The following is a 20,048-nucleotide window of genomic DNA, read 5'->3' as shown; positions in this document are numbered from 1 at the left end:
GCACGGCGAATTGCCGCGAGGGGCGAGCGGAGAAAGCACCATCGCCCTGTCTAACAGGAAGCGTGCCAATTCGAGGCCTTTTCAGGTGCGGGTCACGCTCTTCAGGTAACGCTGCGGCGCAAGACAGATCGCCGCAAACAATGTCGCGACCGTCAAATCAGCGCTCGTGCCCGGATTAATGCCGTCGTGCTTTAATTCGGCATCCCATGCATCGAGTCGAGCCGCCTGCGGGCCGAACGGCGCAAGACGCCATTGCGCGTGGCGCCTCGCAGCTTCGCGCGTGACACTTTGCGCCACCGTCACGCCCTGCTTGCGCACAATGTGCGAGTCGGGCCATGACGAGAGGTACGTGAGGAACACATCGAGGGTGATCGTCTCAGGAGCCGCATCCGGGTTTATCTGTAGCAGGTTCTCGATCGCGGCGAGACCGGTCGTGAAGATATCGGCGAAGCCGTTTTCGTACTGGCGCGCGATGCTGTCGCGCTTCGCGGCGAGTTGCATGGCGGCACGCAGTCCGATGGTCGGTTGCGCGTGCACCGATTGTTCGGATGCATCGCCGAGACCGCCCGGGTTCGCCGCGCGAATCGCCATATAAGCCGCTTGCGCGTCGTCGACGGAGAGGCGCGCGAGCACGCGTTCTGTCGCTTCGCGCCACTGCGCCGCGCCCAGCAGGCTGCCCGGTTCTTCGAGTGCGGCGGCAAGCGGCGCAATAAGCAGCACGATACCGAGATTCGTGTTGCAGCCGGCCGCCCGTTGCGTGCTCATCACCGCATCGAGAATGCGCGAGCCGACGGGCGTGGCATGCGCGAACAGCGCCGGGGCGCAGGCGGCGGCGCTTGCGATGAATTGTTGGGCATCCATCCGGTGACCGGCGCTGTGCACGCTGACGTTGCCGGGCTTCGGCGTCTCGACGTCGAGGCTGCATGCACGCAGGAAGGCGTGGCGTGCGAGTACGAGCGGGTCGTCAGACGCTGGCATGGCGCAGCGGAGTCGGTTCGACGGGCGTGGCGCCTGTCGCCGCGAGTTTTCGGTCGAGCAGGTCGTCGACGAGCGCTGCGGCGATATCGAACTGCGTCACCGATTGCAGCCCTCGCCATGCGGCGACGCCGTTGACTTCGAGCACGAGTGGACTGGCGGACGGATGCTCGGGCGATGGATCGGCGGACGGCGCAGGAATCAGGTCGACGCCCGCATAGTCAAGCCCAAGCGCGTGCGTCGCGCGCACGGCGATTTCAGCAAGCGTGTCGTCAAGCTCCGCGGACGCGCAATGGGCGCCACGAGCGACGTTGTGAATCCAGCCGCGGCCGCCGGTGCGCCGCATCGCCGCGACCGCGCGACCGCCGATCACGAGTACGCGCCAGTCGAATGCGGCTTCAGCACGATGCGCGCCGGCCCGCAGCCGCGTCCGTGCACCGTCGTCGCCTACAAAGCGCTGTAAATACGCGACCTGCTGATATTGCCTGAGCGGCGGCAGCGGCACGAGCGTGCCGTCGCGCCGCACGCTCGCGCCGAGCCGGCGTAAGCCTTTGCCCTGCGAACCAAATAGCGGTTTCAGCACGACCTGATGTCCCGCAGCGGTCTCACGCATCAGCACGCGCTGCGCGAATGCAGCCGATTCGCCTGCCCAGGTCGCCGGTGTCGGCACGCCGCTGCGGTGCAGCAGAAAACTCGTCATCGATTTATCGACGCTGCGCTCGATCGCACGCGCATCGTTATAGACGGGCACGCCGCATTCGCGCAGCGCATGCAGGATGCCGAGGCGCAGCGTCACCTGCTCGAACGTGCCGCCCGCGATGCCGCGCACGAACACGGCATCGGGCAGCGCGTGCGCAAAGCCGGGCAGCGCGAGGCCATACGGTTCCCATGTCGTGTCGATGCGGCAGGCGGCGAGGTCGATGCAGCGCGCGTCGACGCCGCGCGCCCGAAACGCTTTCTTGAGGCGCGAGGTGTGCCAGCCGGTTTCGTCGGTCATGATCGCGACGCGCAGGCCGGCACCGATCGGCGTGTCGATCATTGCGCACCTGTTCCGGTATGGCCTGTGTCGGACGATGCACCGAACGAACCCGAATGGAACGCCGACGCACCGGCCGCAAGCGGGTCTGCCGCGCCGTTCCACTGGCGATGCAGCAACGCACCGTCGAGCCGCCCGCCGTAGTAAGTCGCGCCGCTTTCGAGGCTTGCGACCCACACCTCTGCCGGCGCGAACAGCGCGGGGTCGATCTGATAGAAGTCGTGGTTGAACGACGCGAATACATCGGCGAACGGCCGGCCGTAATCGCGCGAATTCCACGACGGCAGTTCGGCTGCGAGTTTGCGTGCGAGCGTATCGCCGGTCACGGTCAGATGCACGCGGCCGCCGTAAAGGATGGCGTCGTTCGTGCGGCCCATTGCAGCGAGCGCATCGGGCGCGGGCGGCGGCAGGGGGGCGGTGCCGCTCGCTTCGACGATGTCGGGCAGATGCGTGCCGAGCACATGTGCTTTATGTAGCGCGACTTCGACGACGCGCGAAACGACCTGCACCGTCCCCGCGACAGACTGTGTCGGCGTGACGACGATCGTCAACCGCTCGGGCGCGAGGCCGCAATCGTCGAGTACCTTGTCGATCACCGCTTGCGGCGGCAACTGGTGCACTTCCATCACGAGCACGCCGCTGTCGTGGCGATCGCGATAGGCGAGTTCGTCGAAGAGCGGCTCCTTGCACGCGAGCGCGCGGGCCGGCCCCGAGCCGAGCGAAAAAAATTTCTTGCCGTTGTTCTGCTCTTTGGTGGCCGACAGGCTCCAGCCCGCGTACTGGCTGCCGAGACAGGCGATGACCGGCGTCGACGTATGCACTTCGATCATGGCGGGCCACAGCGGCTCGCGCTCGACGGCGACGCGCGGCGCGACCTGGCCGAGGCCGCCCATGCAGATGCGCGCGATTTGCACGCCCGCTTCGACGCTGCCGCGCACCGCAACGCCGGCATCGACGATCGTCGTGCCCGATGCGCTGCGGGACACGCCGATCCGCAGCCGTGCCGCATCGGCAATCAGCTGTGCAACGAGCGGTGCGGTGAGGCTGTTGACGCTGATCGCATCGTCATGCGTTTGGGAATGGTCAGCCGGTTCGTGTGTGGAGGTCATCGTGGGACTCCTGGCAGGTGTCGATCAGTTCGAGAAGGCGCGCCCGCTGCCGCTCCAGTTCGTCGCGCAGGCGGGCGGGAGCCGCAGCGGTTGCGATCAGCGTGCAGACTGGCTCGCCGGCCGCGATGCGTACGCCGGGCTGCGGGATATCGCGGCACCACGGCGCGGCGAAAAGCGTGTCGCTGAAGCGCTGCGTGACGGTGAAGCTGTGTGCGGAGAACGCGACGCGTTGGGCGGCGTAGCGTTGCGGCGCGGCTCCTGGCGCAGCGTTGAGCGACTGCGGCAAGCGGCCCTTCAGACACGCATCGATATGACAGGCGAGCAAACCATGCGGCCACATCGCAGGCGATGCGATTTCATAAAGCGCGGCGGTCGACGAAGGGCGCGCATTGATTTCGAGCACACTGGTCATGTCGTTGCCGTCAAGCAGGAAGTCGATGCTGTTCATGCCGACGAGGCCGGTCTTCGCGACGATTGCTTGCACGATCTCATCGATGCGCGACGCAACGGGCGGCGGCAGGTCGATTGGACCGAGCGAGCCGGTGTGGATGAACGGCAGCGCTCCGTGCGAGACCGTCAGCTGTTCGGCGAAGCCGACGATCACGGCTTTGCCGCCCGCGGCAACAAAGAGCGCGGACACCGAGCGGCCCGCAGCGAGACGCTGGAAGTAGACCGGCGGCGTCGCGGCGGCATCGGATGCACCCGATGGGAATTCACTTGCTGCCCGAATATGCGTACCGCCGCACCCGTCAGCCCGCTTCCCGAGCCAACCTCGTGCATCGACGGGCCGCGTAAGCGAAACTTCCGGATGCTCAACGCCCAGCTCGTCGAGCAACGCAAAGAAACGCGTCGGCTCACGCACCGCTTCGATCGCGTGCATATCGTTACCGATAAACCGTGGCATGTCCGCCCGCTCATGCAACTCGCGCGCGAACGGCTCGAGCCCGCTGCCCGCGATCAGGCCCTGCATCCTTGGCAGCCGTGCCACTCGCGCAAGCGCCTCGAACAGCTTGTCGCGATCGACTGACAAGCCCTCGCCACCGACATGGAGCCACACCTTCGCGCGCTTCCGCGTATCGCGATCGCCAAACAGATCGAGCGCGGCGACATTGAGCCGTGTCTGCGCTGCCGACTCGGTAAGAAGCCGCGCAGACAAACCCGCGATCGCGACGAACGGCACGCGGATATCGTACGTACGCGCATAGGGCCGTGCCGATACGCGCGCGGAAGAAGGTCGGGCAGGAAGCCTTGCCTGCATGACGTTCGGGCGGCCGTATCAGTCGCGGCCGGCGACGATCGCACGCGCCTCGTCGAACGCTTCTGCGAAACCGAGGTACACGGGCTTGCCGCCCATGCGCATTCGCAGAAACAGACGATGCTCGACCTGGTATTTGACGTTGCCGATCGCGAGCGCGCCGATGCCAACCGCGTCGGGCCGCGCGGCACCGGCCAGCGGCTTGCCGTTGTCCATCACGTTGACGCCCGCGATGCCTTCGGGTGGCACTGCATTGACGTCGGCGGCGACCCGCATCTGCTGCGCATGCGCAAGGTCCGCGTTCGCGACGACCTGCACGCCGGCCGCGGCGGAGCCGATCACGACATCTGCGTTCGCGAGCGCCGCATGCAGCGCATCGGGTGTGCCGGCGCCGATGCCTCGAGTCGCGATGCTGAACCGCTTGTTGACCTCGTCGCTGACGCGCTGCGCGCGCGCTGCGTCGGAGTGGCTCGCGATCGATACTTCCGCACCGAGCGATGCAAAGAGCGCGGCCGACACGCGCCCGACCGCGCCGGTGCCCCCGAGAATCAGCACCTGTTTGCCGCCGAGGTCTTCGCCGTGCTCGGATTTCAAGGTGCGTTCGACGAGCGCGACCAATGCGGCCGACGTCGTGTACGCACCGCTCGGGTCCGCGAATACCGACACCTCGAACGGCGGCACCATCGCCTGGCGCGCGAGATCGAGCATGTCGGCGGCGAGCATCACATCGCGCCCGCCGATAAAGATGCCGGTGCGCGATACGCCTTTCGGCCCGCGCGAAAAGATCGCGTCTTGCGTGAGCTGCACGACGTTGCTCGCGTCGACGTTGCTGTACGGCACGACGATCTGATAGCCCGCGTCGGCCGCCATGTTGACGTCGAACGGACTCATCTGCGGCGTGGCCGTGAACATATGCAGGATGTATGGCCTTTCGGTAGCTTCGGACATGGCAGTGGCTAATATCTAAGGATCAAGGACCGTTTCGGGAGTGCGGGGCGACGTGAGGCGGTGTCTGCAATGTCGGCTGCACGGCGATATCGGTATCGCGGCGGTGCGCGGTGAATGCACGCGCGTGCGACGCGCGTCATCCGACGTCGACTCTGCAGTTGCGCATGCGCTCGACGCTAAAGGTCGCGCCGCGATTGCGCCCGACCGTCACCGCGCACGTCACGGAGGCTTCGTCGCGGGTTGCCGCGCGGGCCGCCGCGAGCGCGCGTTCCGCGGCTTGCGCGCTGCGCACGAACGCAAAGCCGGTCGGCCCCCACGACGTCTGGCCGATACCGGCCTTCTGCTCGTCCGCGATCGCCTGCAGCGCGCGGCCGACCGCGGCGCTCGTGAAGATGCCGCCCTGGACGGGCGCGAAGTATTCGCCGATCGTTTGCTGCACTGCGCTGATGCTGTCCGCGAAGGCGTCGAAGTCCTGCTCGGCGATGCCGGGCAAGACACGCATCATCACGAGATGGCACAGGTGCGCGGCCAGCGACTGCGGAAACGGCGGCAGTGCGGCAAGGCTGCGCCGCTCCTCGTCGCCGTGCAGCCCTTCGAGATCGGCGTCGTCGATCAGCACGACGCGCCACGCATCGGGAAACGCCTGGCGAAACAGCAGCGGCGGCATACGAGCGTCTTGCGGCCGCGTACCGCGCGCAGGACCGCCATCGACAATCAGGCCGCCATGATCGAAACCGAGCGCGCCGATGCCGGAGCGCGCGCCGCGCCCGAGCAGCCGCGCGATTTCATCGCTCGAGGCGGGCACACCGGCGAGCCGCGCGAACGCGGTGCCGATCGCGAGTGCGAGCTGGGTGCCCGAGCCGAGCCCGCAATGCGCACGCGAGGCCTGATCGATATCGACGGCGATGGAAGGACCACCCCACGCATCGCGCAAGCGGTCGAGATACAGCGCGGCCCGCGCGCGCAGCGCATCGTTCGGCGCCCGCGCGATATGCGAGCGTTCCGCCCGCCGCGCGCTGACGCGCGTACCGCGTCCTTCGATCACGAGGCCGACGCTGCCGAACGCGCGCCCGAGCGACGCGCTCGGGTCGAGAAAGCCCAGATGCAAACGGGCCGGTGCGTCGACGGTGACCGCCGATAGCGGCGCGATGTGGTCAGAGTCAATCGGCATGGCAAGCGTGTCCTTGTCGCGTCGTGGTTCGGACCGGGCCGCGCGCCTGCACTGCGCGCGAGCCAGCAGATGCGAAACAGAAGCTGTAAGGCAAAAGCCATACCACGCACGCGAACCGATCGCGTGCCGCGTCTAGCTCTTCGGGGCGTCGTACTTCATATAGCGGAAACGCTGATCGTCGGCGGGCGTGCCTTCGAGCGGGCCGCCTTCCTTGGCCGGCTGCCACTGGATCACTTCCTCGATCTTGTTCGCAAGCGCGAAGTCTTTATCGGTGATCCCTTTGGCCGTGTGCGTTTTCAGCTTGACGATGACGAACGCATAAGACACGGTCAGATCCGGGTGATGCCACGCGGCTTCGGCGAGATGGCCGACCGTGTTGACCACCATCAGCGTGCCTTTCCAGCTTTCGGTTTTGTATTTGCGCCGGAGCCATCCATCTTCCAGATACCAGTGCTGCAACGCACCCACGAGACGCGCTTCGACTTCCTGATCTGAATACACTCGCTCGGCTTGTGCCATGACTGACCTCGATGAACATGAAGCGGACGCCTGCAATGTATCGCGTATTTGACACAGTATGTATCGTCATCCGAAGCGAATCGGCACACCTTGACGCCTGCATGCGCGGTACACCGACAAAGCTCGCGGTCGGCATGGAATATGCGATCAGCCTTCATACGCATGAGCCGGGCAAAGAATCCGGCTTGAATCTGGCTCGTTACCCGCATCCGGACGGCGCGGCTGGTGTAGCGCGGTAGCGTTTCATCGTGAGGTGGACGGTTTACCCATTCTGGAGGAGACACATGAACGTACGCACCGTGGTTCTAGGACTGGCGGTGGCTGCGGCAACGGCACTGAGTTCATTCTTCGCACACGCCGATCCGCAGCTCGATTCGCTGCTGAAGAACCCATCCAACTGGGCTGCACAGGCGGGCGACTATGCCAATCATCGCTATAGCCCGCTCAAGCAGATCAACGAGAACAACGTAGGCAAGCTGCAAGTCGCATGGACGATGTCGACCGGCGTGCTGCGCGGTCATGAAGGCTCTCCGCTCGTGATCGGCGACACGATGTATATCCATTCGCCATTCCCTAACAAGGTGATCGCGATCAACCTGAAGGACAAGACCTTCATCTGGCAATACGAGCCCAAGCAGGACACGCAGGTTATTTCCGTGATGTGTTGCGACACGGTGAATCGCGGTCTCGCGTATGGCGACGGCAAGATCTTCCTGCAGCAGGCCGACACGACGCTCGTCGCGCTCAATGCGAAGACCGGCGACGTTGTCTGGTCGGCGAAGAACGGCGATCCGAAGGCCGGCGAAACCAACACGAATGCGCCGCACGTATTCGGCGACAAGATACTGACCGGCATTTCGGGCGGCGAGTTCGGCGTACGCGGGCGTCTGATCGCGTATGACATCAAGACCGGCAAGGAGGTCTGGAAGGCGTACAGCACCGGTCCCGACAACGAGATGCTGCTCGACCCGGACAAGACCATGACGTGGACGGACGGCAAGATGCAGCCGGTCGGCGCGGATTCGTCGCTAAAGAGCTGGAAGGGGGATCAGTGGAAACTCGGCGGCGGTACCACATGGGGCTGGTACGCGTGGGATCCGAAACTGAACCTCGTCTACTACGGCACCGGCAACCCCGGCACATGGAATCCGACGCAGCGGCCAGGCGACAACAAGTGGTCGATGTCGATCTTCGCGCGTGATCTGAACACCGGCAAGGCGAAGTGGGTGTATCAGATGACGCCGCACGACGAGTGGGACTACGACGGCGTGAACGAGATGATCCTCGCGGACATCCCGATGAACGGCAAGACGGTTCCCGCAATCGTGCACTTCGACCGCAACGGCTTCGGGTATACGCTGAACCGCGAAACGGGCCAACTACTGGTCGCGAACAAGTACGACCCGGCGGTGAACTGGGCGGAAAGCGTCGACCTGAAGAGCGGCCTGCCGATTCGCAACGCGAGCTATTCGACGCAGAAGGCCGGTCCCGACCACAACGTGAAGGGCATCTGCCCGGCGGCGCTCGGCTCGAAAGACCAGCAGCCTGCCGCGTTCGATCCGAAGTCGAAGCTGTTCCTCGTGCCGACCAATCACGTCTGCATGGACTACGAACCGTTCGATGTCGACTACGTGTCGGGCCAGCCCTATGTCGGCGCGACGCTGTCGATGTTCCCGGGTCCGAACGAGAACGGCGCGATGGGCAATTTCATCGCGTGGGATGCGTCGAAGGGCAAGATCGTCTGGTCGAAGCCCGAGCGGTTCTCGGTATGGTCCGGCGCTCTCGCGACGGCCGGCGGCATCGTGTTCTACGGCACGCTCGAAGGCTACATCAAGGCGGTGCGGATCAGCGACGGCAAGGAGCTGTGGAAGTTCAAGACGCCGTCCGGAATCATCGGCAACGTGTTCACTTACACCTTTGACGGCAAACAGTACGTCGGCGTGTATTCGGGCATCGGCGGCTGGGCCGGCATCGGGATGGCCGCGGGCCTGCAGAAGTCGACCGAAGGTCTCGGCGCGGTCGGCGGTTATCGCGAACTCGCGAAGTACACGGCGCTCGGCGGCACGTTGTTCGTCTTCGCGATTCCGAGCTGATGGCACGCCTCGTATGAGCGAACAGGCGCAGGCTTTCTCGTCGAAACGAAAGCCTGCGCTTGACGAATAGCGATGCACGAGTAGCGCTGTACGAGTAGCGATGCGAAATATCGGGGGCGCGCATACCGCACTGCGAGGGCATGCGGTATGCGCGCCATCCGGCGGGCACGGCAGCTGGAACCGGGCTGGCCGGGAATGAAAGCGACAGTGTGGATGGGAGACGAACGCATGAAAGGCCGTTTGATGTTGTTGCCGTTTGCAGTGGCTGTATTTGCGTGGCCGGTCGCATATGGGCAGACCAATGCTACGCAGATGAAACCGGTTGCCTACAAGGTGGTAGACGGCAACAAGGTCGATGGCGATACCTACCTCGGCTGGAAAACGTGGCGCGCGCTAGCCTGCGAACGGTGTCACGGCGCAAAACAGGAGGGTCTCGTCGGCCCGTCGCTCATCGATGCATTCAAGACGCTCGACAAGAACGAATTCCATCGCACCGTATTCGGTGGACGCATCGACAAGGGTATGCCCGACTTCAGTTCGAGCCAGATGATGCAAAAGAATTGGGAAAACCTTTATTCGTATCTGAAAGGGCGTTCCGACGGAAAGATCAATCCGGGCGATCTGCAACCGATCGACAAATGACCTGATTGCGGACCGCCCCCGTCGGCCCTATCGGTTTCCCGATGTTTCCCGTTTCGGAGATAGTCATGTCCGCTCGCAGAACCCGATTTGCTTATATCTTGCGCGCCGCGCTCGCGCTTTCGTGCGCGAGCTGCGCGGTGCCGTTCGCGCAGGCGCAGAATGCGCCGTCGCTGCCGAATAACGACGGCGCCGACAAGGTGCTGCGCGTGTGCGCGGACCCGAACAACCTGCCGTTGTCGAACGACAAGGGCGAGGGCTACGAGAACAAGATCGCCGAAGCCATGGCGAGCGATTTCGGCTACAAGGTCGAATACACCTACTTTCCGCAGCGCATGGGTTTCGTGCGGCACACGCTGCGCGAAAAGGAGCCCAATACCGAGCGCTACAAGTGCGATCTGATTGTCGGCGTGCCGCGTGGTTACGACATGACGGCGACGACACGCCCGTATCTGCATTCGACTTACGCGATGGTCTTCAGTAAAAAGCCGGAGTTCGCGAACATCAACACGCCGAGCGATCTGTTGAAGCTGCCGCCCGATCAACTGAAGAAATTGCGCCTGGGCATTTTCGCGCAAACACCAGCGGTGGACTGGCTGCTCGCGAACAACCTGATCGACCAGGCCGTGTCGTATCAGGCGCAAAGCGGCGATCCGCAGGCGTTCCCGGGCGAGATGATCCAGCATGACCTGAAGCAGGGCAACGTCGACGTCGTGTTCGTCTGGGGGCCGATTGCCGGTTACTTCGTGAAGCGTTCGGGGGACACCGCGAAACTCGTGCCGTTTCCGCCGCAGCCCGGCATCCGTTTCGACTTCGAGATCGCGATGGGGACGCGCCACGGCGAAAAAGCGTGGCACGACAAGGTCGACCAGTGGATCGCGACGCATCAGGACAAGATCAATACGATTCTCACGAGCTATGACGTGCCGCTGCTGCCGATTGCCAGCGCGCCCGTCGCGTCGAATACGCCGCAATGATGGACACGCCTGCGAAGTTCATGCGGCGCGGAACCGCGTGGTGCGTCATGCGGCATGCGACGATGCGTCCGTCGTGGTGTGCGGTGAGCGCATTATGTGCGGCGGCGGCGTTGGTCTTGCCGCTGGCGTCGGTGCATGCGGCTACGCCAGCGGCGTCCGGTGCAGAGGCGGCGTCGCCGGCATCGGATGCGGCAAACGAGATCGCGCCGGCCGAGCGGCTGCTGTTCATGACGCCGCACTTGCGCGGCGTCGCGGCGCAAACCGAGCTCGACTACGCGATGACGCTATCGCATCCGCCTGAAAAGGCCAGCGACACCGTGCGAGTGCTCGTGAAAAGTGCGAACAATTCGGCTGACGATGCGAGCGTCAGCGATCGCACCGGCAAGGTCTCGGTGCCGTCGGGCGGGCTACCCTGCAACCCGGTGATCGTCTATTTTCTCGAGCGCGATATCGCCGAAATGGAACAGCTGACGGGCGGCCAGCGCCGCTATTTCCAGAAGCGCGTGCGGCTCGCGCTTGCCGCAAATCCGCCGATCACGCCGGTGACGAGCAACGCGAACGGCAAGACGGTAAAGGCGCGCAAGGTCGAGATCCAGCCCTATCTGAACGACCCGAACGCACAACGTTTTCCCGATTTCCTCGGCAAGCGCTATACGTTCGTGTTTGCGGACGACATACCCGGTGGCGTATCGCTGATTCGAACCGAAGTGCCTGGAGAGAAGAACGACTTCGCGCATCCGCGCCTCACGGAAACGCTGAGTTTCACGGGCGCCGTGCGCAAGCTCGTGCCGCCGCCGGCGCATGGCACGCCGGTGCCGCCGCCACCGCCGAACGGACCGCGCGCGAGCCGCTGAAAAGCGGGCGCGCGGGCCGCTAACGCAGTCCCTGAGGCAACCGGCGGGGGATCGCAGGCACGCTGCAACCGTCCGCGTGCGAGCCGCCCAGGACGGCCGGAAGCATTTTGCTCGGGAGGTAACGTGAACCTGATACGCGCGCTGACGCTGCGGCAATTGCAGATCTTCGTGATCGCGAGCCGTCTGCCGAGTTTCGCGCGCGCGGCCGAAGAGCTTCACCTGTCGCAGCCCGCGGTATCGATGCAGATCCGTCAGCTCGAAGAAGCGCTCGGCCTGCCCTTGTTCGAGCGCGTGTCGCGACGGCTCACGCTGACCGAAGCGGGCGAGCGCCTGTCGCACCACGCGAGCCGCATCATCGGCGAGATCAAGGACATCGAGGACACGATGACCTCCCTCGCGCAAGCCGACAGCGGCACGATCGCGGTCAGCATCGTCAGCTCGGCGACGCATTTCGCGCCGAAGCTGCTCGCGCTCTATTCGCGGCAATTCCCGAAGGTGAACGTGCATTTTTCCGTCGGCAATCGCGAGACGCTGCTGCGCCTGCTGCAGGACAACGCAACCGATCTTGCGATCATGGGACGCCCGCCGCCCGAACTCGGCACGACGGCCGAACCGCTTGCGCGGCATCCGCATGTGATCATCGCGCCGCTCGATCATCCGCTGCGCGAGGCACGGCGTTTCGACCTGCAGGAGCTGGCCGGCGATACGTTTTTATTGCGTGAACCCGGTTCGGGCACGCGCGCCGTGGCCGAGCATATGTTCAGGCAGCATTTGTTCACACCGTCGCGCTGCGTGACGCTCGGCAGCAACGAAACGATCAAGCAGGCCGTGATGGCCGGCATGGGCGTGAGCCTGTTGTCGCTGCATACCCTGTCGCTCGAATTGCGCGCGGGTGCGCTTGCGGTGCTCGACGTCAACGGCACGCCGCTCGAGCGGACCTGGCAGATCGTGCATTTGAGCTCGAAGCAGCTTTCGCCGACCTGCGTTGCGTTCCGGCGCTTCATGCTGGAACACGCGGCGCCGTTTCTCGAGCGCGAATATGCGGAGTTTTTGCGGCGCCTGTCGCCGGCCGCTGCGCGGCGCGCGGCGGCCACGGGTGCTGCGAACGCCGGTGACGATGACAGCGGTGCGCGCGATCGGACGGCGGCCCGGTAATGCAGCCGGTCCGCTTCGCGTTTTTTGCGTGTGTTGCGTACCTTGCGTCAGCAGCGTGCGGCGGTCCGGCCGCGGCCTGGGAGGCCACCCGGCCGCTTGCGGTCGTCCAGCTCGAACCCGGTCTTTATTTTCACCGAGGCCGGGATGACGTCGCGACGCGCGAAAACGGCGGCGATATCGCCAACATCGGTTTTATCGTCGGTTCGCGTTGCGTTGCAGTGATCGACACCGGCGGCACGGCAGCCGAAGGGCGCGCCTTGCGTGCGGCGATTCGCGCGGTCACGCCGTTGCCGGTCTGCTACGTCATCAACACGCACATGCATCCGGACCATATTTTCGGCAATGTCGCGTTTGCGGCCGATCATCCGCGATTCGTCGGCAGCGCGACGCTCGCCGAAGCGGAGGCGTCGCACGAAGAGAGCTATATGCGCGTGCTCAAGCGCGAACTCGGCGACCTCGCGGACGGCAGCGTCATCGTGCCGCCCTCGCTGACCGTGTCCGGCAGCATGAAGCTCGATCTGGGAAAACGCGTGCTGCGGCTGCGGACCTGGAAAACAGCCCATACGAACAACGATTTGACCGTCTACGATGAAGCTAGTGGCACGCTGATCGCAGGTGACCTGCTGTTCGCGGGATGCGTCCCCGTGATCGACGGCGCCGTGCTTGGCTGGCTCGACGATATTGCGGCGATGCGGGCCATGAATCCGCACCGCATCGTGCCGGGCCACGGCCCGCTCGACGCGCCGTGGCGCGAAGCACTCGCCGCCGAGGAGGCTTATCTGGCGCATCTCGTGCGCGATGTGCGCGCGGCGATCCGACAGGGCAGGACGATGCAGCAGGCGGTCGAGACGATTGGGCAGGAGGAACGCGGCAAGTGGCGGCTATTCGATATCTACCACCGCCGCAACGTGACGGCCGCATACGCGGAACTCGAGTGGGAGCAATGAAGCGGGTGCGCCCGCCCGCTGCTAACCGCTCATGCATCCGCTGTAGTTCAGAAGGGTGGAGGAGCTTGAAATGGACAACATGGCGAAAAGCGCAGTGACGGGTTTTGTCGCGGCATGTGTGGCGCTTGCCACGACGTTTGCGGCGCCATTTTCCGTTAGTGCCGCGTATGCGGAAGAACACCCGGAAGACAATCCGGACACGCCCGCGCGCTGGGTCGACTTCAGGGACGGCACGTTCAAGGGCCGGCCGATCGATACGCATGGCGACGCGGTAATCAAGCTCGACGCGCCGGCGCGTGCGGCGGACGGCGCCGTGGTGCCGATTGCGATTGCCGCGCAGTTCCCGCAGACGCCCGCGCGCTATATCAAGAAGGTGTATCTGTATATCGACGAGAATCCGGAACCCTATGCGGGCTCGTTTTCGTTCACGCCTGAGTCGGGCTTCGCGACAATCGAAACACGCGTGCGCGTCGAAGATTACACGTTTATGCGCGCGATCGCCGAAACCAGCGACGGCAAGCTGTATAGCGCCGTGCGTTTCGTGAAGGCGTCAGGCGGCTGCTCGGCGCCGGCGGGCAAGGACGATGCGGCAGCCGAGGCGAGCGCGGGTCAGGTGCGCCTCACGCTGCAAGGCCAGACAGTGGCGGGCAAGCCGCAACTCGCGCAGCTGATGGTCAGGCATCCGAATCGCACCGGCATGGCGATGAACCAGGTCACGCGCAACTATGCGACCGCGTATTTCGTGCGCAAGGTGACGATCACCTATGGCGGCAAGCCGGTGATGGTCGCGGATGTCAATTTCTCGATCAGCGAGAACCCGAACTTCCGTTTCTGGTTCGTGCCGCACGGCGACGGCGAACTGAAGGCGCATCTCGAGGATACGAAGAACAAGCAGTTCGAAGCCGAGGTCGCGGTGAGCCCGCAAGCGGGCGCGCAGCAGAATGCGTCGTCGAAGCTGTGATGCGGGCGGCACGAGATCGGCGTGCGTGCAGGGGCCGCCCTGATGTGCCGCGTGCGGCAGGCGCGGTGCGCGAGGTCTACGGCGTATCGATTGCGATGCTGGCGGGTGCGATGATCGTCGCGCTGGCGGCGGCTATGTTCGCACCGGCGGCACGCGCCGAACCGCAGTCGGCGTCGGCATTTCGTGCGCCCGTGCCGAACGAAATCGCGTCCGGCGTCTACGTCATGATGGGCAGCGGCGACGCGGTTACGCCTGCGAATCATGGAATCGTTGCGAACAATGGTTTTATCGTCGGGCCGAGTGGCGTGACGGTGATCGACACCGGCTCGTCGTATCGCTACGGTCGCGCCATGCTCGACGCGATCCAGAAGATTACGCCTTTACCCGTCCAGCTCGTGGTTATCACGCATCAAGGGCCTGAATTCGTGTTCGGCGCATCCGCGTTCCGCGATCGGGGCGCGCCGATTCTCTCTCAGCGACGCACCGCGGAACTGATTCGCGAACGCTGCGCGATTTGCCTGAAGAATCTGAATCGCACGCTGGGCGAAGACGAGATGGCCGGGTCGCGCGTCACGGTGCCGGATCGTACCGTCGACGGAAATACGCAGCTCGAAAGCGGCGGCCGCACGCTCCGGCTGCTGTATTTCGGGCCAGCCAGTACGCCGGGCGATCTCGCGGTGCTCGATACGTCGAGCGGTGTGCTGTTCGCGGGCGGGCTCGTCAGCGTCGGACGAATTCCCGAACTGCGCAACGAGCGCATTCCAGGCTGGCTCGATGCGCTCGACCAGATCAAAACGCTCGACGCGAAAGCGATCGTGCCGGCGTTCGGGCGCCTCGCGAAGCCGGCCGATCTCGATCTGCTTGCCGAATATCTGCGCGAACTCGATGCAGCGGTGCGGCGTGCGTTCGCGTCCGGCGTCGGGATCACGCAGGCAATGCACACGGTGCAAGTGCCGGCGTTTCGTCATGACAAGCTGTATGCGGTCGCACAGCCGCAGAACGTCGAACACCTGTATTTGCAGCTCGAGAAGGAAAAAGATCAGGCCGGGCAGTGACGCGTTCGGTTCAGGTGTGCGCAAGCTGCGTTTCAGCGACCGGTCGAAATCCATCGACGCGTGCCGACAGACCCGATGCGCCTGCGCGGTTACGCAAGATCAACACGATCCCGAGGCGCGTCGCGATGCGCGCGGCGATTGCCAGCCCAAGGCCGCTGCCTTGCACTTGCGTGCCGGTGCCGCGATAGAATCGATCGAATACACGGTTCAGTTCGTCGTCCGGAATGCCGGGGCCGGTATCGCGCACTTCGATGCCGATCCGCTCTCCGATGCGTTCGAGCAGCACGTCGACCGTGCCGCCTGCCGGCGTGTAGCGAATCGCGTTGTCGATCAGCGTCGAAAGCAGCAGAAACAGCGCATGCTGATCGGTCAGCGCGATATACGCGTCTGTCGCGCCGAGCGCGGCGCTCGTCTCGAGCCCAAGGTCGATCTGCTTCGCCTCGGCGAGCAGCGAAAACTCGCCGACGACCTGCTCCCCCAGGCGCCGCATGCTGACTGGCGCCAGCGGCGCTGCGGTGGCTGCATCTTCGCGCGCGAGCGTCAGCAGTTGCTGGACGAGGTGAATCAGCCGCTTCAAGCGCCCCTGAATGCGTTCGAGCGTGACCTCGGAGCCGGTCAGCGTGCCGTCGCGCGCAGCGGCTTGCAGTTGCAATTGCAGCGCGGCCAACGGCGAGCGCAACTCGTGCGCGGCGTCGGCGACGAACATGCGTTGCGCCTGCGAGGCGACATGCAGGCGCCTCAAAAGATCATTCAATGCAACGACGAGCGGTAGCACTTCGACAGGTGTGTGCGCATCGATCGTAAGCGGTTCCAACGCTTCGAGAGAACGGCTCGCCAGCGAACGCGACAATCCCCCGATCGGTGCAAGCCCGCGCGTGACGACGAGCAGCACGAGCGCGATCGCGGCAGGCACCATCAGCGCAAGCGGCCACAGCGTATGCAAAGCAAGCGTCAGCGCCAGATCGTTGCGCACCGACAGCGGCTGTGCGACCTGCACGAAGCGCGCGGCCTGCTGCACGCCGAAGACGCGCCAGTGCGTTTCATCTTCTTCGATGGTGCGCAGCCCCGCCGGGTAGCGGCCGAGCGTCTGCCTTTCCTGCGAGCGATAGGCGGGCTTGCCGGACGCATCCCAGATCTCGATGACGATACGGTCGTCGGCAATATCGCCGAGCATGGTGTTCGACTGCTGCGAGGTCATCGCCGCATGCAGGTTAGGCGGCAGCGATAACGCGACGGTGCGCAGTTCGTAGTCGAACAGTTCGCCGGCTTCCTCGCGCGCCGTGTGGAAGATGCCGTACGCGGCTGCGGCCGATGCCGCACCGAAACCGAAAATCAGCCATCTCAGCAGCTTGCGCCGGATGGACGTCATTCCAGTCTCTTCAAGCGGTAACCGACGCCCCGCACCGTGACGATCTGATCGGCGCCGAGCTTGCGCCGCAAACTATGCACGTGCACCTCGATCGTATTGCTGCCGACTTCCTCGCCCCAGCCATACAGCTTTTCCTCGAGCTCGGTACGCGTGAAGACGCGCTTCGGAACTTCGATCAGCGCATGCAGCAGCGCGAATTCGCGCGGAATCAGCGCAATCGCTTCTCCATCCTTCAGCACCTCGTGCGCGGCCGGATCGAGTCTCAACGCGCCGTGCGTGAAGACGGGCTGAGTGCGGCCCGCGCGGCGTCGCAGCAGCGCGCGCGCACGCGCGGCCAGTTCGTCGAGATCGAACGGCTTGACGAGATAGTCGTCGGCGCCGGCGTCGAGGCCGCGTACGCGGTCTTCCACCGCATCGCGCGCCGTCAGGATGATAACGGGCGCAGCGCCGCCCTCGTTGCGCCAGGCCTTCAGCAGGTCGATGCCGTCGCCCTTGGGCAGACTCAGATCGAGCAGCACGAGATCGTAGACATCGTTGCCAAGCGACAGCGCAGCGGCGCGGGCGTCGCGCGCCCAGTCGATGGCGTGGCCGGCACGGCGCATCGATTCGAGCACGGTCTCGCCGATCATGTCGTCGTCTTCGATCAACAACAGGCGCATCGGTCAACTCCGTTTGAAACTTGCGTCGATGTTATCGCAGCGGCGCGGCGTACCGGCCACGCGGGCGGGCATGGCGGCAACGATACCCCGGCACGTCTGTGCCATCGGTCAATGATGTCCGAAGGTCGGCTCCGTGAAGCCACCGTGATTCATCGGACGGCCGGACTGGTAAGTGCCGTTTGCGGGCGTGCCGTAATCGATGCCTGCGTCGCTTCGCTGGCTTTGCGAGTTCATGGCCGGCTGGTGTTGCCAGTTCTGCTGGTCCGCGCTGGACATGGCGGGCGCGTTCGGCGCGGCTCCGTTGTTCATGCCGTTCGCGGTTTGCGCGAACGAAGTCGCGGAGGCCAGCAATAAAAGTGCCGAAGCAATGGCGGTTGAAAGGGCCTTCATGTGGTTTCTCCTGTGGAGTTGAACGAGAGCGGCACGCAATGCACACTCATCAACAAGCTTAGTTCTCCCGCCTTGCGCAGCGCTTAAAAAAGCTTGCGAAACCGTCAGTCGGACCGATGGGGTCAAGGTATCGATCGCGATTCGATCGAGCCCGCGTCGACGTCATCGCGCCGATCTTGCAGCGACATCGCGCGTGCCGCGTCCGAGCCAATGCTGCAGCACGACCACCGCAGCCAGCATGCCCAGGATCGCAAGCGACGCTGGGATGCGCTCGAGCGCAAGGCCGCCTTCCGCGTGTGGCTTCGTCAGCGTATCGCCCAGCGTTGCGCCGAGCGGCCGCGTCAATACATAAGCGGCCCAGAACAGCACACTGACGGGAATTCGCGTGCCGATGCGCCATGCAGCCGCGATGGACACGAGCAGCCCCGCAAACACGAGCGAGCCGCGTTCGAAGCCAAGACCAAGGCTCGTTGCGGTGAAATCGCCGAGCGCGGTGCCGAGTGTGTTCGATACGAGAATCGTGAGCCAGTAGAACACCTCGTCGCGAGGCCGCACGATATGCTGGTATTCGATGCGGCCCGCCACGGCCCGCCAGCTCGCGAGAACGACCAGCACGGCGGCGAACAGCGAGGCGGACGATGCGATGTAGCCGAGTCCCGCGGTGCGGTCGAGAAAGTCGGACATCGTCGTGCCGACGGTGGTGGTCGCCACGACGACGGCCCAGTAGACGGCCGGGCGATAGCGGTCGCTGCGCACCTGCAGCGTCAGCGTAATGACAAAGAACGCAAGGAAGATAAGCGTGGCGACCGCATAGCCGAGGTTCAGCGTCATCGATAATGCATCGCCGCCCGTTTCGCCGACGGTCGTCGCAAGAATCTTCACGATCCAGAATACGGCGGTGGCTTGCGGCACCTTGCTGATCAGATTGTCTTCATTTGTGCTGTTGCGGTACGTCGATGCCGATCGCGTCACTTTGCCCTCCGGAAAGATGTCCCGCGCATGCGTATCGCTTGCGTTTATGCGGGGAATAGACGCGATGTTGCAGGACAGCAGCTTAAGACTCCCTTAGCTGCAGTGCACCAGAATCTGCGCGGGAGCGTGGGCGGCGCTATGCTACTGCTTTCGCTGCTCCTCCTCCCTCCTCTGTGACCAAGGACTTGTCATGAAAACGAACCCCGGATCGACGGTCGGCTTTCGCCGGCCTGACGGCAAAGACGTCAACGGCTATCTCGCGAAACCCGAAAATCCGCAGGGCGCCCCCGCAGTCGTCGTGCTGCAGGAATGGTGGGGCGTCAACGACCAGATTCGCGGCGTGGCCGACCGCCTCGCGCAATGCGGCTATCTCGCGCTGGTGCCCGATCTGTACCGCGGCAAGTCGACCGTCGAGGAAGAAGAGGCGCACCACCTGATGTCGGGGCTCGACTTCGGCGATGCCGCATCGCAGGACATTCGCGGCGCCGTTCAATATCTGAAGCAGCAGTCGCCGCGCGTGGCGGTGATCGGTTATTGCATGGGCGGCGCACTGGCGTGGCTTTCACTTTGTCAGACGCCGGAGCTTTCGGCCGGCGTGATCTGGTACGGCTACCCGCCGATCGAATATATCGATGCGTCGAAGATCAAGGTGCCGGTGCTCGCGCATTGGGCCACGCAGGACGCGTTTTTCGCGGAAGCAGGCGTCGATGCGCTCGCCGCGAAGCTCAAGGAAGCGAACGTCGACGCGCAATTCCATCGCTATCTTGCGCACCACGCGTTCACGAACGAAACGGCCGTCGGCCCGGGCCGCATTGCCGGCACGCAGTTCGACCCGGTGTGGTCGCAACTGTCGTGGGATCGCACGCTGACGTTCCTTGCGCGCAAGCTTTGGGTTTGAGGACCGCGAGCCGAAGGCGCATCGACCGGTTTAGCTGAAGGACAAGGGCGCGCGGTGTTCGCAACG

The 20,048-nt window shown here is 64.5% G+C and carries 20 protein-coding genes; 9 read left to right on the top strand and 11 right to left on the bottom strand.

What is annotated here, in order from left to right:
- Window positions 1–81: 81 nt before the first annotated feature.
- The 7 genes from QYH69_RS14370 to QYH69_RS14340 all read right to left on the bottom strand — a co-directional run bounded on the left by QYH69_RS14370 (window position 82) and on the right by QYH69_RS14340 (window position 7,013).
- Window positions 82–978, bottom strand: coding sequence for a triphosphoribosyl-dephospho-CoA synthase (locus QYH69_RS14370; protein ID WP_308832530.1), 897 nt, complete (start codon window positions 976–978; stop codon window positions 82–84).
- Window positions 965–2,014, bottom strand: coding sequence for a RimK family alpha-L-glutamate ligase (locus tag QYH69_RS14365; RefSeq protein WP_308832529.1), 1,050 nt, complete (start codon window positions 2,012–2,014; stop codon window positions 965–967). Before QYH69_RS14365 ends, QYH69_RS14370 begins: the two co-directional genes overlap by 14 nt.
- The gene (gene mch / locus QYH69_RS14360) at window positions 2,011–3,120 is read right to left on the bottom strand and encodes a methenyltetrahydromethanopterin cyclohydrolase (protein WP_308832528.1); all 1,110 of its coding nucleotides are present in this window, start codon (window positions 3,118–3,120) and stop codon (window positions 2,011–2,013) included. The genes QYH69_RS14365 and mch overlap by 4 nt, the downstream gene beginning before the upstream one ends.
- Window positions 3,095–4,378 (bottom strand): ATP-grasp domain-containing protein, encoded by a 1,284-nt coding sequence (locus QYH69_RS14355; protein WP_308832527.1) that lies wholly within the window; start codon window positions 4,376–4,378, stop codon window positions 3,095–3,097. The genes mch and QYH69_RS14355 overlap by 26 nt, the downstream gene beginning before the upstream one ends.
- Before the next feature lie 18 nt (window positions 4,379–4,396).
- On the bottom strand, window positions 4,397–5,323 hold the full coding sequence (locus QYH69_RS14350) for a methylenetetrahydromethanopterin dehydrogenase (protein WP_308832526.1): 927 nt from the start codon (window positions 5,321–5,323) through the stop codon (window positions 4,397–4,399).
- Between the two features lie 136 nt (window positions 5,324–5,459).
- The gene (locus tag QYH69_RS14345; RefSeq protein WP_308832525.1) at window positions 5,460–6,494 is read right to left on the bottom strand and encodes a beta-ribofuranosylaminobenzene 5'-phosphate synthase family protein; all 1,035 of its coding nucleotides are present in this window, start codon (window positions 6,492–6,494) and stop codon (window positions 5,460–5,462) included.
- Window positions 6,495–6,626: 132 nt separating this feature from the next.
- Window positions 6,627–7,013, bottom strand: coding sequence for a 4a-hydroxytetrahydrobiopterin dehydratase (locus QYH69_RS14340; RefSeq protein WP_308832524.1), 387 nt, complete (start codon window positions 7,011–7,013; stop codon window positions 6,627–6,629).
- A 284-nt stretch (window positions 7,014–7,297) separates the two neighbouring features.
- Here QYH69_RS14340 and QYH69_RS14335 point away from each other — a divergent pair, with 284 nt between their 5' ends.
- The 8 genes from QYH69_RS14335 (at window position 7,298) to QYH69_RS14300 (ending at window position 15,694) form a co-directional block, all read left to right on the top strand.
- Window positions 7,298–9,106 (top strand): methanol/ethanol family PQQ-dependent dehydrogenase, encoded by a 1,809-nt coding sequence (locus tag QYH69_RS14335; protein ID WP_308832523.1) that lies wholly within the window; start codon window positions 7,298–7,300, stop codon window positions 9,104–9,106.
- A 228-nt stretch (window positions 9,107–9,334) separates the two neighbouring features.
- A complete protein-coding gene (locus tag QYH69_RS14330; protein WP_308832522.1) occupies window positions 9,335–9,748 on the top strand; it encodes a c-type cytochrome in 414 nt (137 codons plus the stop codon).
- A gap of 65 nt (window positions 9,749–9,813) precedes the next feature.
- The gene (locus QYH69_RS14325) at window positions 9,814–10,722 is read left to right on the top strand and encodes a substrate-binding domain-containing protein (RefSeq protein WP_308832521.1); all 909 of its coding nucleotides are present in this window, start codon (window positions 9,814–9,816) and stop codon (window positions 10,720–10,722) included.
- Between the two features lie 47 nt (window positions 10,723–10,769).
- Window positions 10,770–11,576: a hypothetical protein gene (locus tag QYH69_RS14320; protein ID WP_374992416.1), complete on the top strand. Its 807-nt coding sequence runs from the start codon at window positions 10,770–10,772 to the stop codon at window positions 11,574–11,576.
- A 123-nt stretch (window positions 11,577–11,699) separates the two neighbouring features.
- Window positions 11,700–12,731, top strand: coding sequence for a LysR family transcriptional regulator (locus tag QYH69_RS14315; protein ID WP_308832519.1), 1,032 nt, complete (start codon window positions 11,700–11,702; stop codon window positions 12,729–12,731).
- Complete coding sequence (locus tag QYH69_RS14310; protein ID WP_308832518.1) at window positions 12,731–13,678, top strand: quinoprotein relay system zinc metallohydrolase 2; 948 nt, start codon at window positions 12,731–12,733, stop codon at window positions 13,676–13,678. Before QYH69_RS14315 ends, QYH69_RS14310 begins: the two co-directional genes overlap by 1 nt.
- A 70-nt stretch (window positions 13,679–13,748) precedes the next feature.
- On the top strand, window positions 13,749–14,639 hold the full coding sequence (locus QYH69_RS14305; protein WP_308832517.1) for a quinoprotein dehydrogenase-associated SoxYZ-like carrier: 891 nt from the start codon (window positions 13,749–13,751) through the stop codon (window positions 14,637–14,639).
- A gap of 44 nt (window positions 14,640–14,683) precedes the next feature.
- Window positions 14,684–15,694, top strand: coding sequence for an MBL fold metallo-hydrolase (locus tag QYH69_RS14300; RefSeq protein WP_308832516.1), 1,011 nt, complete (start codon window positions 14,684–14,686; stop codon window positions 15,692–15,694).
- 10 nt (window positions 15,695–15,704) lie between these two features.
- Here the strand turns inward: QYH69_RS14300 and QYH69_RS14295 are convergent, their stop codons facing one another.
- The 4 genes from QYH69_RS14295 to QYH69_RS14280 form a co-directional block, all read right to left on the bottom strand.
- Window positions 15,705–17,063, bottom strand: a complete 1,359-nt coding sequence (locus QYH69_RS14295; protein ID WP_308832515.1) for an ATP-binding protein — start codon at window positions 17,061–17,063, stop codon at window positions 15,705–15,707.
- Entirely contained in the window at window positions 17,060–17,722 is a 663-nt protein-coding gene (locus QYH69_RS14290) for a response regulator (protein ID WP_308832514.1), read from the bottom strand. The genes QYH69_RS14295 and QYH69_RS14290 overlap by 4 nt, the downstream gene beginning before the upstream one ends.
- Window positions 17,723–17,830: 108 nt before the next feature.
- Complete coding sequence (locus tag QYH69_RS14285) at window positions 17,831–18,112, bottom strand: hypothetical protein (RefSeq protein ID WP_308832513.1); 282 nt, start codon at window positions 18,110–18,112, stop codon at window positions 17,831–17,833.
- Between the two features lie 162 nt (window positions 18,113–18,274).
- Window positions 18,275–19,084, bottom strand: a complete 810-nt coding sequence (locus QYH69_RS14280) for a hypothetical protein (protein ID WP_308832512.1) — start codon at window positions 19,082–19,084, stop codon at window positions 18,275–18,277.
- A gap of 190 nt (window positions 19,085–19,274) precedes the next feature.
- On the opposite strand from QYH69_RS14280, the gene QYH69_RS14275 reads away from it, so the two are divergent.
- The gene (locus QYH69_RS14275) at window positions 19,275–19,982 is read left to right on the top strand and encodes a dienelactone hydrolase family protein (RefSeq protein ID WP_308832511.1); all 708 of its coding nucleotides are present in this window, start codon (window positions 19,275–19,277) and stop codon (window positions 19,980–19,982) included.
- The last annotated feature ends 66 nt before the right edge of the window (window positions 19,983–20,048 follow it).

It is taken from the genome of Paraburkholderia sp. SARCC-3016 (genome assembly GCF_031119615.1).
Taxonomy (GTDB): domain Bacteria; phylum Pseudomonadota; class Gammaproteobacteria; order Burkholderiales; family Burkholderiaceae; genus Paraburkholderia.
This window is presented reverse-complemented; position numbering and strand designations above follow the sequence as displayed.

Coding starts and splice junctions, on each gene's coding strand:
- QYH69_RS14285 (WP_308832513.1), bottom strand. CDS start 18,112: ATGAAGGCCCTTTCAACCGCCATTGCTTCGGCACTTTTATTGCTGGCC.
- QYH69_RS14310 (WP_308832518.1), top strand. CDS start 12,731: ATGCAGCCGGTCCGCTTCGCGTTTTTTGCGTGTGTTGCGTACCTTGCG.
- QYH69_RS14340 (WP_308832524.1), bottom strand. CDS start 7,013: ATGGCACAAGCCGAGCGAGTGTATTCAGATCAGGAAGTCGAAGCGCGT.
- QYH69_RS14355 (WP_308832527.1), bottom strand. CDS start 4,378: ATGCAGGCAAGGCTTCCTGCCCGACCTTCTTCCGCGCGCGTATCGGCA.
- QYH69_RS14345 (WP_308832525.1), bottom strand. CDS start 6,494: ATGCCGATTGACTCTGACCACATCGCGCCGCTATCGGCGGTCACCGTC.
- mch (WP_308832528.1), bottom strand. CDS start 3,120: ATGACCTCCACACACGAACCGGCTGACCATTCCCAAACGCATGACGAT.
- QYH69_RS14275 (WP_308832511.1), top strand. CDS start 19,275: ATGAAAACGAACCCCGGATCGACGGTCGGCTTTCGCCGGCCTGACGGC.
- QYH69_RS14320 (WP_374992416.1), top strand. CDS start 10,770: ATGCGGCATGCGACGATGCGTCCGTCGTGGTGTGCGGTGAGCGCATTA.
- QYH69_RS14370 (WP_308832530.1), bottom strand. CDS start 978: ATGCCAGCGTCTGACGACCCGCTCGTACTCGCACGCCACGCCTTCCTG.
- QYH69_RS14295 (WP_308832515.1), bottom strand. CDS start 17,063: ATGACGTCCATCCGGCGCAAGCTGCTGAGATGGCTGATTTTCGGTTTC.
- QYH69_RS14330 (WP_308832522.1), top strand. CDS start 9,335: ATGAAAGGCCGTTTGATGTTGTTGCCGTTTGCAGTGGCTGTATTTGCG.
- QYH69_RS14325 (WP_308832521.1), top strand. CDS start 9,814: ATGTCCGCTCGCAGAACCCGATTTGCTTATATCTTGCGCGCCGCGCTC.
- QYH69_RS14365 (WP_308832529.1), bottom strand. CDS start 2,014: ATGATCGACACGCCGATCGGTGCCGGCCTGCGCGTCGCGATCATGACC.
- QYH69_RS14335 (WP_308832523.1), top strand. CDS start 7,298: ATGAACGTACGCACCGTGGTTCTAGGACTGGCGGTGGCTGCGGCAACG.
- QYH69_RS14350 (WP_308832526.1), bottom strand. CDS start 5,323: ATGTCCGAAGCTACCGAAAGGCCATACATCCTGCATATGTTCACGGCC.
- QYH69_RS14305 (WP_308832517.1), top strand. CDS start 13,749: ATGGACAACATGGCGAAAAGCGCAGTGACGGGTTTTGTCGCGGCATGT.
- QYH69_RS14290 (WP_308832514.1), bottom strand. CDS start 17,722: ATGCGCCTGTTGTTGATCGAAGACGACGACATGATCGGCGAGACCGTG.